This window comes from Polynucleobacter sp. Fuers-14, assembly GCF_018882045.1.
In the GTDB taxonomy this organism is placed as follows: Bacteria; Pseudomonadota; Gammaproteobacteria; order Burkholderiales; family Burkholderiaceae; genus Polynucleobacter.
In genome coordinates, this window is the sequence record NZ_JACVPG010000003.1 from 51453 (window position 1) to 66845 (window position 15393).

Genomic DNA, 15393 nt, shown 5'->3' on the forward strand with positions numbered 1-15393 from the left:
CCATGATTCGTTTACCAAGCTTTTTTAAGCGAAAAACCCAGTCTGATGACCTTGAAATAGGTTCAAGGGGTAGTCGCACCGCCAAACGAGCAGCCCCACGCAGTTTTCAGCGCGCAGCAGAAGCTGAAGAACTTGCCCTCACAGAAGATCCAGAACAACAAAGAGCACGCCATCGCCTGATTGGTGCTGCTGTCCTCGTATTAATTGCTGTTATTGGCTTGCCTCGTATTTTGGATAACAAACCAAAGACATCATCTAACGATATCGCAGTAAGCATTGTTACCAGCTTACCTATTCCTGGTACAGAGCCTAAGGCTGAAGAAAAACCTAAGGCTGAAGTTCCTGTTGAGCCCGCTAAAGAAGCTTCTAAGGTCGCTGCTGTACCTGCGCCAGAAGCAAAAGTAGAAACTAAGGCAGACGCTAAACCAGCAGCGCCTGCAGTAAATAAATCGGGCGCATTAGGTTTGGCTGCTGGAGAAGAGGTTGTGGCTGCGGCAAGTCCTAAGGCCGACACAAAACCTAAAACAGCTGACGCACCCAAGTCAAGCACTTCCGGTTCAGGTAAGTACGTTATTCAGATTGGTGCTTTTGCATCCGAGGCTAATGTAAAGGCCTTGTCCGCAAGACTCAAAAATCAAAACATTCCGAGTTATACCTTGAGTAAGGTGGGTGCTGATGGTGGCAAGATTTTCCTTGTACGAGCAGGACCCTTTACTGATAAAGATGTCGCAGAAGTAGCGGAAAAGAAAATTAAGGCGATGGGTCTTACACCAAGACTCGTCGAATCCGGCAAGCAGTAATGGAATATTTATCCACCCTCAAGCTAACATCGGTGGATTACTTCACCCTAGTTGTACTCTTGGTTTCTGCCTTAGTTGGTATCTCTCGTGGTTTATTTAAAGAGGTCCTTGCTTTAGCTTCTTGGTTCGCCGCAGCTTGGGTTGCTTATCACTACAGTAACTACCTCTCAACCGAGTGGCTCTCGACATTTCATCTAGATGAATTACTGAGTCTTGGTTTGAGTTTCATCATATTGTTTGTATTAACCCTCATCATCTGTGGTTTGTTTGGTGGAGTAGTACAGAAGATTATTTTGTCGGTGGGTCTTAGTCTCACAGACCGCTTCTTGGGTTTGATATTTGGCGTGATTCGTGGTGGCTTGGTCATAGTCGTGTTGGCTACTCTAGCGGCACTCACACCCATCCCGCAAAGTATGGCTTGGAAGAATGCTATTACCAGACCAGTAATTGATATGGCAACCGGTTTAATTAAAGGTTGGCTTCCTGCCGACTGGGCTAAGCAATTAGGTGATGTAATGCCTAAAGTTACCCCTACCATTACTCCTAAATTAACAATAGGAATCTAGAGATATGTGCGGCGTCGTCGGAACTGTTTCCCACTCACCAGTAAATCAACTTCTCTATGATGCGCTGCTGCTTTTGCAGCATCGCGGACAGGATGCGGCAGGTATTGCAACGATGAACGGTAATTCATTTACGATGCATAAAGCCAATGGTTTGGTACGAGATGTGTTTAGAACTCGCAATATGCGTAGCTTGGTTGGTAATGCTGGCATTGGCCAAGTGCGTTACCCAACTGCAGGTTCTGCAAGTAGTGAAGAAGAAGCGCAACCCTTTTATGTAAGCGCTCCTTACGGCATTATCTTGGCGCATAACGGCAACCTGACTAACGCACCAAGTCTGCGTGTGGAGATGGCCTATCGTGACCGTCGTCACATTAATACCAGCTCTGATACTGAGGTATTACTTAACGTATTGGCTGATGAACTGCAAAAAGAAACCAATAGTGCAGCCCTAGATGAGGGCGCGATGTTTAACGCCGTGACTGGTGTAACTAATCGCGTTAAAGGTTCGTATGCAGTAGTTTCTTTAATAGCCGGTTATGGCTTATTGGCCTTCCGCGATCAGTACGGTATCCGTCCTTTGTGTATCGGCCGAATCGATACTCCTCAGGGTCCTGAGTGGATGATCGCATCTGAGTCTGTAGCGCTCGAAGGCTTAGGTTTTACTTTTGTTCGCGACGTTCATCCAGGTGAGGCAATTTATATCGACTTAGATGGTAATTTCTATTCACGTCAATGTGTACCGAATGCAGTGTTAACGCCTTGTATTTTTGAGTACGTCTATATGGCCCGTCCAGACTCAACCATTGATGGTGTGACTGTCTACAACGTGCGTATGCGTATGGGCGATTACTTGGCTGAGAAGATCCGCAAAGAGACCAATGTTGATGAAATCGATGTGGTGATGCCGATTCCGGATTCCAGCCGTCCAGCAGCTATGCAGGTAGCAAAGAAATTGGGCGTGGATTACCGTGAAGGCTTCTTTAAGAACCGTTACATCGGCCGTACATTTATTATGCCTGGCCAAGCTGTTCGTAAGAAGTCTGTTCGTCAAAAACTCAATGCAATGCGTATTGAATTTAAAGACAAGACAGTATTGATTGTGGATGACTCCATTGTTCGTGGTACAACCTCATTTGAGATTGTGCAAATGGCTCGCGAATCTGGTGCGAAGAAAGTGATCTTTGCATCTGCAGCACCCCCAGTGCGTTTCCCGAACGTTTACGGTATTGATATGCCAACTCGCAGCGAATTGGTTGCCTATGGTCGTACCGATGAAGAAATCAATAAGATGATTGGTGCAGATCAGTTGATCTATCAAAGCATTGAAGATATGAAGCAGGCAGTGAGGGACGTCAATCCAGATATCAAGAACTTTGAAGCATCTTGCTTTGATGGCTTCTATATTACGGGTGACATTACCGAGTCCTATCTTGATGCTTTGGAGGCCGCTAGAAATACCTCTGATGCGAAGGCTGATCGTCAGAAGGATTCGAGCGACTTCGCCCGTTCACAGCTCCACCTGCATTTGGCCACCGAAGACTAAAAAGCGACAGGATTTTGCCTCACTCGAGGCAAAATCGTAATTCGGTGTCAAAATAGCGGCATGAAGAGCAAAACTATACGTAAAAAACCTGATTTTTCTAAGCTAGCACTCGAGACCTTGGCGGTTCGCGCTGGTACTCGTCGCACTGCTGAATACCAAGAGCATTCAGAGGCGATGTTTCTGACATCCAGCTTCTGTTTTGATAGTGCAGAGTTAGCAGCTGATGGTTTTGCGCATGCTGACCAAGGCTTTATCTATTCTCGTTTTACTAATCCAACTGTAAGCATGTTCCAGGATCGCTTGGCTGCTTTAGAGGGTGGCGACGCATGTATCGCCACCGCTTCCGGAATGTCTGCCATTCTGACAATGGCAATGGCGCATTTACAAGCAGGTGATCACGTGGTTTGCTCACGCTCGGTATTTGGTGCAACGATTCAGTTGTTCACTAATATCTTGGGTCGCTTTGGTATTACAACCACTTATGCTGATTTGGCTGATACCAAATCATGGCAGGCTGCCGTTCAGCCAAATACTAAGCTGTTCTACCTGGAGACTCCTTCCAATCCTTTAACTGAGATTGCAGACATTAAAGCAATCTCAAAAGTAGCGAAAAAGGCGGGCGCCTTATTCGCGGTGGATAACTGCTTCTGCACGCCTGCTTTGCAAAAACCATTGGCGCTTGGTGCTGATGTTGTGATTCATTCGGCCACTAAGTACTTAGATGGACAAGGCCGAGTAGTGGGTGGAGCAATTGTAGGCAGCAAAGATTTCATCATGGGTAAAGTCTTCCCTTATGTGCGAACTGCAGGCCCAACGCTATCCGCATTCAATGCCTGGGTCTTCCTCAAAGGTCTGGAGACTTTAGAGCTTCGCATGAAGCAGCAGAGTCAGAATGCACTCGCCTTGGCTCAATGGCTTGAGAAGCAATCTGGAGTAGAGCGCGTTTACCATCCCGGCCTCAAATCGCATCCTCAACATGCGTTGGCAATGCGCCAGCAAAAAGAGGGTGGGGCGATTGTTTCTTTCACATTGAAGGGTGGCAAGAAGGCAGCGTTCAAGCTTATCAACCAAACGAAGCTTTGCTCGATTACTGCAAACTTGGGTGATACCCGCACAACTATTACTCACCCAGCTACAACAACGCATTGCCGTGTGACGCCTGAGGCTCGTAAAGCCGCTGGTATTTCGGATGGCTTGGTGCGTATTGCAGTTGGCCTTGAAAATATTAATGATCTGAAGGGTGACCTCGTTGGCGGACTCAAAAAATAATCAAGTGCATCAAGATAAACCCATGGGCTTCTCCGATGCCACGCAATTTTGGAATGAGCGCTTCGATAAAGAAGAGTTCATATTTGGCAAAGAGCCTAACGAGTACCTTGTTGAGAAAACAAAGCAATATCTAAAGCCCAAAGATAAGGTTCTTTGTATTGCTGACGGCGAGGGTCGCAATGGCGTTTGGCTTGCTAAGCAAGGCATGCAGGTTATTGGATTTGATGCATCCGATATTGCGCTAGCTAAAGCGAAACAGTTTGCCAAAGATAATCAAGTGCAAGTTGAGTATTCTTTCTCTGATACCGATAGCTATGCGTGGCAAGAAAATACTTATGACGCAGTGATTGGTATCTTCATTCAGTTTGCCGATCCAGCAATGCGCACTAGAATCTTTGAGCATGCTTACAAGGCAACAAAGCCCGGTGGCCTCTTCATCCTTCAGGGCTATACCCCTAAGCAACTAGATTACAAAACTGGCGGCCCATCATTAATAGAGCATCTCTATACAGAAGAAATGATTCGGGATCTCGCAAAAGACTTTGAAATACTTGAGCTTGTAAGTTACGAGAAAGAACTTTCTGAGGGCCCACGACATACCGGTATGTCTGCAATATTAGGCTTGGTTGCCAAAAGGTAAGCAGTTCCCTATGAAGACCATAGAAATTAAAAGTGCATGGCAAGGTAATAGCGATTGCAATGCATGCTCGATACGTAGTTCAGCGCTTTTTGCGGAGTTGAATGAGGAAGATTTTTCCAAGATTCATTCGCCAATTGATGATTTACGTTTCGAAGCAAATGCAGGGATTTATACACAGGGAGATTCTGCTGAATATTTATTTACCTTGCGTGAAGGTTATATAAAGCTATTGCATATCAATTCCGATGGCTCAACTAGAATAGTCCGATTAGTAATGCCGGGTGATTTATTCGGGATGGAGGCTTTGTTGGGCAAGATTTATGCTCATTCAGCCACTGCTTTATCAAATATCCATTTATGCCGCATACCAAAAGCCATTATTTCCAGTTTGGGAGAAGAGTCACCACGCTTGCATAGGCAGATTGTGAAGAAATGGGGTGAGGCACTGGCTCAATCAGAATCTTGGTTTTCTGAAATTAATACCGGAAGAATTGAAATTCGTTTGGCTAGATTTTTCTTGCGAATTGCTAAAGTTTCTGGCGATGTGGCAGTTGCACCACTCTTTAAAAGAGAGGACATGGGCTTAATGATGGATGTGAAGTTTGAGACTATTAGCAGGGCACTTGCGTCAATGGCCGAACAGGGATTAATTTCTAATATTACTAGGCTAAGCATTCAGATTCCGAGCATGAAAAATCTTGAAAGATTTTCGCAAGCAGGTCCTTAAACTTTAAGTCAAAAAAAGACCGCCTTATGAACTGACCCTTTAAAGTTGGATTGGTTGTCCAACTTTAAAGGGTCAGTTCATAAGCTCCCTTTTTTTGTCGACCATCCTGAATTACATGATGTAGATCAAATATTTGTCTCTATTTTATTTTTATATCTTGACTTTGTATTTTAATAAAATATTATATAAATAAATATATTATTAATTAGTTAAATGAAATGAGTAAATATGCTTAATAAAGTAGAGCAGACTAAGCCGGCTCAATATATGAATCCACTGTTAGCGGGAATCCTTCTCGGAATGATATTGTTGGCCACTTTTGTAGTTACAGGTCATGGGCTGGGAGCTACTGGCTTTACTACACGCTTAACTGCATGGGTTGGAATGTATGTCGCACCTGTTGCAACAAATGCAAATGAATACTTGGGTGGAATGATTGAAGAAGGTAAGCCATTAAATGCATGGATTACTTGGCAAGTCATGGGCGTAGCTCTTGGGGCACTTGCATCTGCATTTTTTGCCCACAGAATTCAATTCAAGATAGATGGCGCAAAGTTTCTAGGCGGATCTAAGCGTCCATGGACGGCTCTTTTTGGTGGCGTGCTTGCAGGCTTTGGCGCAAGGGTTGCAGCTGGATGTACTAGTGGCCTAGGCTTATCTGGTGCCGCAGTGCTGAGTTTGGCTGGATTTACATTCCTGGGTGCATTCTTTGCAGTAGGTTTATTGACAAGCCTCTTCTTGAAAGAGGAGAAATGAGATGAGTGAAATTCTTTCGGGGCTCCTATTAGGCGCTGGATTTGGTTTTGTATTGGAGCGTGCAGGTTTTGGTAATCCAAATAAATTAACTGGTCAATTTCGTTTAACCGATTGGTCTGTGTTTAAGGTGATGTTCACTGCCATTGTTTTTGCAGCTGTGGGTCTATTGATTTTGGAGCAGTTTGGGTTTGTTGATGCTGGCAGTTTATTCGTGCCACCGGCATTTCTGGGGGCTGCTGCCTTGGGCGGCGCTTTGGTTGGAGCTGGTTTTGCTATTGGCGGTTATTGTCCGGGAACCTCTGTGGTGGGGTTGATGTCTGGACGCATTGATGCGGCGATATTTCTACTTGGTTTATTACTCGGTACGGTGCTATTTGCTGGAATTTACCCAACTATCGAATTCGTAACGACCTTAGGTGAGTATGCAAAAGCAGATGCATTGCCTAATGCTTTCAATATCTCGGGCTTATCTATTGATATTGGCATGATCGTTGCTGCAATCGTTGTATTTATTTTGGGTTCCTGGATGGAAAAGAAATCCAAAGGCCCCGTGAGTTCACAAGTTTAATTTTTCAAAAGGAAATATATGTCTAAGAAATCTACAGCAGCTGCATTGGCAATGGCCCTAGCTGGTCTAGCATCAGCTGCCCTCGCCCATTCGGCAGACGCCCCTTCGAATCCAGCAAGTGCAGAGCAAAAGAATCCCTGCGGCCCTAAAAAAGAAGTTGCCAATCCTTGTGGCCCAGCTAAGAAGAGGGCAGCAAACCCATGTGGACCTGCAAATCCCTGCGGCCCTAAAAAGCGTAAAGTTACAGAGTAATTTTCATAAATGCTTACTCAATCTAATCTTTGGCTAGCCGCTCAAGAGCTGGCGAACATTCAGATGCGTTATGCCGAAACTGGCCGGACTCTGAATGAGGCTGCTTTAGGCGGCGCAAGAGATTTTATTGAATGGCAGCACTATCCAAATAGCGATCTTGTGGACGAGTGCAGTGGTTATGAGTTTTATTACCACGCCCATTCCGCTGATCAAATGCCTCTTGAGGAGCATGGGCACTTTCATGTAATTAAACGAGAAAGCAATACGTTTCATCATCTAATTGCTATCGCCTTGAATCAACGGGGTTTGCCCGTGCGTCTATTTACTACTAATCAGTGGGTCACTGGCGAGGAAATAGTTGAATCAAGGCTTGCCATCAAGTCCCTTGGAGAATTTCAAATGGTTGTGAAGGGTCGCATGGCTCCGGTAAGTAAGTGGATTGGCGCATTGATTAAGCTATTTGCTGTCGAGATTGAAGGATTGATTTTGGAGCGAGATCAAAAGATTACGCGGCTAGCGGCAGAGCAGGGCAATCGAGAACTAGCCTTGAATTCAAGAGCTCATCATGTATTAACGGAATGCAAAATTGATTTGATAGGTCATCTTTCAGACAATTTGTTAGAAGTAAATTAATAGAGGGGTAAAGATGGAAAAGATCCAATGGCTTTTAGCCTTCGTTCTAACTGGCTTAGTAAGTCTGGCTCAAGCAATCACTTTGCCTGGTTCGGTAGTCAGTGCCGACTGGTTGGCAAATAATCTGTCCGAGGTGCAGATAATCGAGGTTAGAACCGATTTGGCAAGCTACTTCACTAACCCAGAATTTGACACTGATAAAAAAACAGGTAAAAGATTCTTGGTAGAAGTTGGCGGGCATATTGAGAACTCTACTCTCCTAGACTTCAAAAAAGTGCGAGTAGAACGTCTCGTAGATGGTAAAAAAATTAAGTTTCTAATTCCAGAAAAAGCGGACTTTGAGAAGTTGGTCCAATCTTTGGGTATCAACTCTGATAAGCCAATTGTGCTCGTGCCTATTGGACAAGACATGTCTGATATTGACGAGGCCCTAAGAACCTATTGGTCGTTTAAGGTATATGGCGAAGACCAGGTTGCTTTATTGGATGGCGGTATTGCCGGTTGGTTAGGCGAAGGACGTGAATTTACTACGGCTGGTTCGCAAAAAACTGCTGGCAACTGGGTATCAAAGGCCTATCGCAAGGACTTGATTGCAAGTTCGGGTGATGTGGCTGCTGCTTCTAAAGCGGGTAAGCCGCAGTTATTAGATGCCCGTCAGCCTGCTCAATATTTGGGCCTTACAAAACGTCCAGATGTTGTGACTTTTGGCCATATTGCTGGTTCAAAAGAATTGGCGCCCGAATTGCTGGCAAAGCCAAGCAATGGCGCATTGTATTTCTGGCAGAAAAATACTTATGACGCATTAATGGCGGCTAATGGTTTAAGCATCAAAGGACCAACGATTGCGTATTGCAATACTGGCCATTTGGCGGCTGGTGGCTGGTTTGTCATGTCTGAATTAGTTGGCAATAAATCAACTAAGTTATATGACGGCTCCCTATATCTTTGGACTCTTGAGGGCCGTCCTTTGGTCGGTGTGCCATTAAATTAATTATTTCAACATGAATACGCTCTATATCAACATCAACCTTAAAAAGATGCAAGCATCAGCAGATGATGCTTGCCGTTTAATGAAGGTTCTCTCCAATCGAGATCGCATGATGTTGCTATGTCAGATTGGCCAGAGTAGAAAAATGTGTGAGTGAACTTGAGGAGTGTCTCGATATTCACCAGCCAACTCTTTCGCAGCAATTAACGGTATTGCGCAATAAAGGGCTGGTGGAGACTAGAAGGGAGGGCAAGCAAATTTATTACTCTCTTTCGAGTCATATAGCTTTAGCTGTAATGGATGTGTTGTATCAAAATTACTGCAGTAAATAACCAAAAGGGGTCTTAATATGAAATGCAATGTCGGTAGTGTTGATCGTATGTTACGAATGGTGGTTGGTCTGCTATTAATTGGACTGGCTGTAACGGGAACTGTTGGTGTATGGGGTTGGATTGGTGCTGTACCGCTTGTAACAGGACTATTTAGATTTTGCCCAGCTTACCCACTTTTAGGAATTAATACTTGCGGTACTGATTCTTCATGTGGCGGTGGCGGTTGTTGCAAATAAGTCTGAAGCTATAACGCTATATTCAGGAAGGGTGCGCGGATATTACAACACGCTTCCTGAAAATCTCTAGTGGTTATCAACAAATCGCCTCGGGTCATTAATGGGACGTAATGGCATGATGTGAATTTGATTGCCATCTAATTCAATATGTAATTTACTGCCTACTTCCATGCTGAGTCTTTTCACTTCAGAGGACGAGGCAACCCACTCAATCTTGTGTGTACTATTCTGAATTTGTAGCTGAACCACTGCAATTTGACCTAAGCTGCTCATTGCCGCCACCGTAGCGGGAATACTTTTAGCGGTTGCTGTGCTGTGGATGCTTAATCCATCTTGCGGAATAACCCATGCTACTTGTGCATTTGGCGGGATCTTGCCTTTATCGGCTACGGCGAAAGTTTTTTCACAACCTTCCCAGGAGAGGTTGCCCGCATTAAATATTCCATGAAACATATTATTAATGCCAACCAACTCGGCTACACGTGAGTTCCTGGGCCTTTGGAACAGCACTTGAGGCGCAGCAGTTTGAAGGCTAATGCCATTGTCAATCACAGTAATGCGATCTGCAAGTAGATCCGCCTCTCGTAAATCATGGGTAACTAGCAAAATGGGAATACTTAAGTCCTTGCGTAAATCTGCAAGAGTTTTATATAGACTCTGACGGGTTGGCGCATCGACTGCTGAGAACGGTTCATCAAGCAATAAGATCTTAGGCTGTCGAGCTAGTGCGCGAGCAAGTGCCACGCGTTGCTGCTGACCACCAGAGAGCTGGTTTGGAAAGCGGTGGGCTAGTTCAGCAATTCCCATGCGGCTCAGCCAATCTTGGGCAATCACTCTTCGCTCCGCTACCTTTTTTGAGGAATTCTGCAGGGGGATGAGGACATTCTCAATAGCGGAAAGATGTGGGAAGAGGGCATATTGCTGAAATAAGAATCCGCAAGATCGTTGTGCTGGCGGCAGGTTCTGCATTACGCCTGTTAGTTCGTTAGCTTCAAACCATAGCTTGCCATCGCACTCAATTTTCCCGCTATCGGCATTATTTAGGCCAGCAATTGTGCGCAGAGCGGTTGTCTTGCCACTGCCAGAGGGGCCCACTAGGGCATGCAATTCTCCTGGAATACATTCAATATTGAGTTGCAAGGGGTTTGGACTAACTTGGAAGAGTCTTACTTTGAGCATTAGCGACCCCACCGATTAGCATGCGATGGGCTACGACCAAAGAGACCGTAGGACAGTGCTATCGCTACAAGAGAAGTGCAAAGTAATATTAATGACAGCATACCGGCACCAGAGGTATCAAAGCTTTGCACTTTGTCATATATCGCAATCGATACGGTTTTTGTTTCTCCTGGGATTGCGCCACCAACCATGAGGATGACACCAAACTCTCCTAGGGTATGCGCAAAAGTCAGCACAGCTGCACTACTAATACCGCGCCAGGCAAGAGGTAATTCAACCAAACGAAAGATCTGCCATTTGGATAGTCCGCTCACCTGAGCTGCCTCCCGAATCTCGGGATTAATCGCTTCAAACGCACGCTGTATTGGCTGAATGGCAAATGGCAAATTCACAATCAAGGATGCAATCAGGATTCCCGTGAAGGAAAACACCAATGGGATACCAAGGATGCTTTTTCCGCCCAGACCTACGAGGAGGTAATAACCCAATACCGTAGGAGGAAGCACTAAAGGCAGGGCAAGAGATGCCTCGATCCATGATCTGCTTTTGCCCATACTTTGGACAGAATGGGCTACCCAGACTCCAAAAGGGAGGATTAGGACCAGCGTCCAAATGGCTAGCTTCAGCGAGAGGAGTAGAGCCTCTAAATCAAACATCTGTTTAGGTCGCCTTAAGGTGAGTAATTACCCTCCATTTTCACCCATCTTGGAGTAAATCGAACTATTGGCGATTCTAGTTTGCGACAGATTGAGCAATCCCCTTTAAAGTAGGGGTTTGTGACAATTTTTAATGACCCAGAATGAGGGTTTTCAAAAGGATGGATATGAATCAGCAGCGTCGCGACTTATTGAAATATTCGACGGTATTTGGCCTTATGGCCTCTGCAGGCCTAATCACCTCCGCACAAGCGGAAGAGTGGAATAAAGCAGCGTTTGAGGGTAAGAGTCTGGAAGAGGTATTTAAGGCTTTGGGAACCAACGCTCCAGATAAGTCGGGTGCAGTTGTTATTAATGCGCCTGATATTGCGGAAAACGGCGCAGTAGTTCCTGTCGGCATTACTACCAACTTAAAGGGAGCTCAGTTAGCGATCTTGGTTGAGAAAAATCCAAGCCCATTGGCTGCTCAATTTTTTATTCCAGCCGGCACAGAGCCGCTAGTCACTACTCGCATCAAAATGGCCCAGACTTCAAATGTATACGCATTGGTAAAGGCCGACGGAAATTGGATGATGGCTGTTAAAGAAATCAAAGTGACTCTAGGTGGATGCGGCGGCTAACAAGTTACCTCTCATAAATACAGAGTCATTTAAATAGATAGAAAAAGATAAAGGAACTACGATGGGTGATCCAATGCGCATTCGGGCAGCCGAATCAAGTGGAATTGTGGATGTCAAAATTTTGATGAAGCATGATATGGAATCCGGTCAACGCAAAGATGCGTCCGGAAAATTAATTCCTGCATGGTTCATTTCAACGGTATCGGTCAAGGCGCAAGGGAAGGAAGTGTTCTCTGCAGACTTTGGTTCCGCCATCTCCAAAGATCCATTTTTGAACTTTAAGTACAAAGGAGTCAAGGGCGACAAGTTAGTTGTGAGCTGGGTTGACACTAAAGGCGATAAACGTAGTGATGAAGCGACAGTTTCTTAAGTAGACTATGAGAAAAAATCTTAGCCCTTTCTTTGGGCTGCTTCTAGCAAGTGGGGCGTTATTGTTTGCCCCTTCTGGTTTTGCTCAATCAACTGCAGATGAAATCGCTAAATATCGCCAGATGATTGCCGATGGCAATCCTTCCGAACTCTATGAGGATGCTGGGGCTGAATTATGGAAGAAACCGGCAGGGCCTAAAAATGCCACGCTTGAAAAGTGTAATTTAGGGCTTGGTCCTGGGGTTATCAAAGGTGCCGCAGCACAGTTGCCAAGATATTTTTCTGATACCAATAAAGTGCAGGATTTGGAATCTCGTTTAATCACTTGCATGTCTACCCTACAAGGAATTTCAGCTCAAGAGATTGTGGACGCGCCATTTCAAAAAGGCTTGAAGAAAGACATGGATGCTTTAGTTGCATATGTAGTTACTGCATCCAAAGATCAAAAAATCCAAGTCAGTACGCAACATCCAAAAGAAAAAGAAGCTTACGAATTAGGTAAGCGTGCTTTTTTTTACGAAGGTGGTCCAATGGACTTTTCCTGCGCAACTTGCCATGGGTCTAACGGCAAGAGAATTCGTTTGCAAGATCTCCCTAACCTAACGACCCAAGCGGGAGCAGCTGCAGGGTGGGGCTCTTGGCCTGCCTACCGTGTTTCCAGCGGGCAATTTTGGACCATGGGCTTGCGCTTAAATGATTGCTATCGCCAGCAAAGGCTCCCTTTCCCAATATATGGCTCCGATCTATTAACGGCAGTGTCCATGTATATGGCAGTTAATGCGAATGGTGGCACGATGCAAACTCCAGGCTTGAAACGTTAAGGCCAATGATGATGAAAATAAAATTACTGTTATCGGCTGCGTTTCTCACTACGCTGTCTTTCACTGTCTATGCTCAATCTAATTTTGATGATAAGTTTCAGAAAATGATGTCTGAAGGCTTTAGAGCGGAGGGTATTGCTGGTTTGGATCGCATCAGGCAAGATGAAACACAAAAGTTTTGTTCTGACCCAAAACTGATGAATACTAAGCAGGGTGTGGCCAAGGCGATTGAAATTCAAAAACTGAATATGGCATCTATCGTTCAACCTACCGATAGTAAATATATTGGTGACTGGAAGAGTGGCGAGGCAATTGCTCAAAGTGGCCGCGGGGCAACTTGGACTGATAAACCCGATACTGTAAATGGCGGTGGTTGTTATAACTGTCACGAGATTGATAAAAAAGAAATCTCTTATGGCAATTTAGGTCCAAGCCTTTGGAACTACGGTAAAAACCGCGGATATTCTCAAGAAGTATTGGTTTATACGTGGAATCGGATCAACAACTCAAAGGCATATAGCGCTTGCAGCAATATGCCGCGCTTTGGCCATTTTAAGTTATTGACGCAAGAGCAAATGCAGGATGTGATGGCTTTGCTACTAGACCCCCAGTCTCCCGTTAATCAATAATCTATCCGCATGTCGCTTAATCGCCGGGAATTTATACAGGCCCTAGCCATTGCCTCCGTTGGCGGTATGAGCCTGCAATCTGAATTGGCTTCGGCGCAAGCGCAAGCACGATCTTTTTATGATTTGCCTCGCTTTGGTAATGTGCATTTATTACACTTCACGGATTGCCATGCCCAACTTCTGCCAGTGTATTTTCGTGAGCCTAATGTCAATATTGGGATAGGGCCGCAATCAGGAAAAACACCGCACTTAGTTGGCGATTATTTTTTAAAGGCCAATAAGATTGCATCCGCCACGCGTGATGCTCACGCATTTACCTATTTAGATTTCACGACTGCAGCCCATCAATACGGTCAAATGGGTGGTTTTGCGCATCTATCGACTTTAATCAAACAGTTGAAAGCGTCAAGGCCTGGCGCCTTGCTTTTGGATGGCGGAGATACTTGGCAAGGATCTGGAACTGCACTATGGACCCAGGGCCAGGATATGGTGGATGCCGCCTTGGAGCTTGGTGTAGATGTCATGACCGCTCACTGGGAAATGACTCTGGGTGAGAAGCGGGTAATGGAGATTGTGCAAAATGATTTCCAGAACAAGATTTCATTGATTGCGCAAAACATTACCACCACAGATTTTGGCGATGAAGTTTTTGCGCCATACGTGATACGCGAGATGAATGGGGTGCCAGTAGGAATTATTGGTCAAGCATTTCCTTACACTCCAGTTGCAAACCCAAGATATTTCACGCCAAATTGGACGTTTGGAATACAAGAGCAGAATCTTCAAAAAACAATTGATCAAGTTCGTCAAAAAGGGGTTAAGGCAGTTGTATTGCTATCCCATAATGGTATGGACGTTGATCTCAAGTTAGCCTCCAGAGTCAGGGGTTTGGATGCAATCCTTGGCGGCCATACGCATGACGGTGTTCCGGTGCCAGTAAAAGTAAGAAATGCAGGCGGCATTACTCTGGTTACCAACGCAGGATCAAATGGCAAATTTTTGGGCGTCCTTGATTTTGATGTGAAGGGCGGGAAGGTGGTTGATTTTCGCTACAAACTCCTTCCTGTGTTCTCAAGCCTGATTACGCCGGATGCCAAAATGAGTCAGCTTATTACGAAAATACGTCAACCATTCGAAGCGCGCTTAAATGAAAAGTTGGCGATGACGGAGGATCTTTTGTATCGTCGCGGTAATTTCAACGGCAGCTTTGATCAACTCATTCTGGATGGCCTGATGACGCAAAAGAATGCAGAAATTGCGTTCTCACCCGGCTTCAGGTGGGGTACCTCATTATTGCCTGGTGAAGCAATTACTACAGAGCATCTAATGGATCAGACAGCCATCACTTATCCATACACCACGACTTCTAATATTACCGGCGAAAATATCAAGACCATCTTAGAAGATGTTGCTGATAATTTATTTAACCCTGATCCGTATTATCAACAGGGCGGTGATATGGTTCGGGTTGGCGGCTTGCAATACACCATTGATCCCAACGCCACTATGGGTAAGCGCATCTCTGAAATGAGGCTCAATGGAGCACTTATAGCGGCCGATAAAAACTATCGCGTTGCAGGCTGGGCCCCAGTGAGCGAGGAGGCAAAGGCATTAAATTCAGAGCCAATCTGGGATCTGATGTCTCGGCACTTAAAAGAGGTGAAGTTGATTAAGCCCAAAAAATTAAATCAGCCAATCATCAAGGGTCTTGCTAATAATCCTGGCATTGAAGCTATCAAGCAACCTTAAAAGTAATCGCATAATAAAATGAATCGATCAAATTATTTCTCAAAGTTGATAAAACAGGTT

At 45.0% G+C, this 15393-nt stretch carries 19 protein-coding genes and 1 pseudogene; 18 read left to right on the forward strand and 2 right to left on the reverse strand.

Annotated features, from left to right (window positions below):
* Nucleotides 1-2: 2 nt before the first annotated feature.
* The 13 genes and pseudogenes from ICN40_RS00935 to ICN40_RS00995 all read left to right on the forward strand — a co-directional run bounded on the left by ICN40_RS00935 (nucleotide 3) and on the right by ICN40_RS00995 (nucleotide 9310).
* A complete protein-coding gene (locus ICN40_RS00935; RefSeq protein WP_216241389.1) occupies nucleotides 3-800 on the forward strand; it encodes an SPOR domain-containing protein in 798 nt (265 codons plus the stop codon).
* A complete protein-coding gene (locus ICN40_RS00940; protein ID WP_216241391.1) occupies nucleotides 800-1366 on the forward strand; it encodes a CvpA family protein in 567 nt (188 codons plus the stop codon). Before ICN40_RS00935 ends, ICN40_RS00940 begins: the two co-directional genes overlap by 1 nt.
* Before the next feature lie 4 nt (nucleotides 1367-1370).
* Nucleotides 1371-2909 (forward strand): amidophosphoribosyltransferase, encoded by a 1539-nt coding sequence (purF, locus tag ICN40_RS00945; RefSeq protein WP_216122321.1) that lies wholly within the window; start codon nucleotides 1371-1373, stop codon nucleotides 2907-2909.
* A gap of 60 nt (nucleotides 2910-2969) precedes the next feature.
* Entirely contained in the window at nucleotides 2970-4178 is a 1209-nt protein-coding gene (locus ICN40_RS00950) for an O-succinylhomoserine sulfhydrylase (RefSeq protein ID WP_216241393.1), read from the forward strand.
* Nucleotides 4159-4818: a bifunctional 2-polyprenyl-6-hydroxyphenol methylase/3-demethylubiquinol 3-O-methyltransferase UbiG gene (locus tag ICN40_RS00955; protein WP_255561070.1), complete on the forward strand. Its 660-nt coding sequence runs from the start codon at nucleotides 4159-4161 to the stop codon at nucleotides 4816-4818. The genes ICN40_RS00950 and ICN40_RS00955 overlap by 20 nt, the downstream gene beginning before the upstream one ends.
* Nucleotides 4819-4828: 10 nt before the next feature.
* Complete coding sequence (locus tag ICN40_RS00960; protein WP_216241396.1) at nucleotides 4829-5545, forward strand: Crp/Fnr family transcriptional regulator; 717 nt, start codon at nucleotides 4829-4831, stop codon at nucleotides 5543-5545.
* Between the two features lie 228 nt (nucleotides 5546-5773).
* The gene (locus ICN40_RS00965) at nucleotides 5774-6301 is read left to right on the forward strand and encodes a YeeE/YedE thiosulfate transporter family protein (protein ID WP_216241399.1); all 528 of its coding nucleotides are present in this window, start codon (nucleotides 5774-5776) and stop codon (nucleotides 6299-6301) included.
* A 1-nt stretch (nucleotide 6302) separates the two neighbouring features.
* Nucleotides 6303-6869: a YeeE/YedE thiosulfate transporter family protein gene (locus ICN40_RS00970; protein ID WP_216241401.1), complete on the forward strand. Its 567-nt coding sequence runs from the start codon at nucleotides 6303-6305 to the stop codon at nucleotides 6867-6869.
* Nucleotides 6870-6887: 18 nt separating this feature from the next.
* Entirely contained in the window at nucleotides 6888-7121 is a 234-nt protein-coding gene (locus ICN40_RS00975; RefSeq protein ID WP_216241404.1) for a hypothetical protein, read from the forward strand.
* A 9-nt stretch (nucleotides 7122-7130) separates the two neighbouring features.
* Nucleotides 7131-7754, forward strand: coding sequence for a hypothetical protein (locus tag ICN40_RS00980; RefSeq protein WP_216241407.1), 624 nt, complete (start codon nucleotides 7131-7133; stop codon nucleotides 7752-7754).
* Between the two features lie 13 nt (nucleotides 7755-7767).
* The gene (locus ICN40_RS00985; RefSeq protein WP_216241410.1) at nucleotides 7768-8745 is read left to right on the forward strand and encodes a sulfurtransferase; all 978 of its coding nucleotides are present in this window, start codon (nucleotides 7768-7770) and stop codon (nucleotides 8743-8745) included.
* Between the two features lie 10 nt (nucleotides 8746-8755).
* Nucleotides 8756-9074: pseudogene (locus tag ICN40_RS00990) on the forward strand (metalloregulator ArsR/SmtB family transcription factor).
* A gap of 17 nt (nucleotides 9075-9091) precedes the next feature.
* Complete coding sequence (locus tag ICN40_RS00995) at nucleotides 9092-9310, forward strand: DUF2892 domain-containing protein (protein WP_216241412.1); 219 nt, start codon at nucleotides 9092-9094, stop codon at nucleotides 9308-9310.
* 66 nt (nucleotides 9311-9376) lie between these two features.
* Here the strand turns inward: ICN40_RS00995 and ICN40_RS01000 are convergent, their stop codons facing one another.
* Nucleotides 9377-10489, reverse strand: coding sequence for an ABC transporter ATP-binding protein (locus tag ICN40_RS01000; RefSeq protein WP_216241415.1), 1113 nt, complete (start codon nucleotides 10487-10489; stop codon nucleotides 9377-9379).
* A complete protein-coding gene (modB, locus tag ICN40_RS01005; protein WP_216241417.1) occupies nucleotides 10489-11145 on the reverse strand; it encodes a molybdate ABC transporter permease subunit in 657 nt (218 codons plus the stop codon). Before modB ends, ICN40_RS01000 begins: the two co-directional genes overlap by 1 nt.
* A 167-nt stretch (nucleotides 11146-11312) precedes the next feature.
* On the opposite strand from modB, the gene soxY reads away from it, so the two are divergent.
* From soxY to soxB, 5 genes are all read left to right on the forward strand, one after another.
* The gene (gene soxY / locus ICN40_RS01010; RefSeq protein WP_216241419.1) at nucleotides 11313-11765 is read left to right on the forward strand and encodes a thiosulfate oxidation carrier protein SoxY; all 453 of its coding nucleotides are present in this window, start codon (nucleotides 11313-11315) and stop codon (nucleotides 11763-11765) included.
* Between the two features lie 61 nt (nucleotides 11766-11826).
* Nucleotides 11827-12135, forward strand: a complete 309-nt coding sequence (soxZ, locus tag ICN40_RS01015; protein ID WP_216241421.1) for a thiosulfate oxidation carrier complex protein SoxZ — start codon at nucleotides 11827-11829, stop codon at nucleotides 12133-12135.
* A gap of 7 nt (nucleotides 12136-12142) precedes the next feature.
* Nucleotides 12143-12955 (forward strand): sulfur oxidation c-type cytochrome SoxA, encoded by an 813-nt coding sequence (gene soxA, locus ICN40_RS01020; RefSeq protein ID WP_216241423.1) that lies wholly within the window; start codon nucleotides 12143-12145, stop codon nucleotides 12953-12955.
* A 5-nt stretch (nucleotides 12956-12960) separates the two neighbouring features.
* Nucleotides 12961-13584 (forward strand): sulfur oxidation c-type cytochrome SoxX, encoded by a 624-nt coding sequence (gene soxX / locus ICN40_RS01025; protein ID WP_255561071.1) that lies wholly within the window; start codon nucleotides 12961-12963, stop codon nucleotides 13582-13584.
* 9 nt (nucleotides 13585-13593) lie between these two features.
* Entirely contained in the window at nucleotides 13594-15333 is a 1740-nt protein-coding gene (soxB, locus tag ICN40_RS01030) for a thiosulfohydrolase SoxB (protein WP_216241424.1), read from the forward strand.
* Nucleotides 15334-15393: the final 60 nt, after the last annotated feature.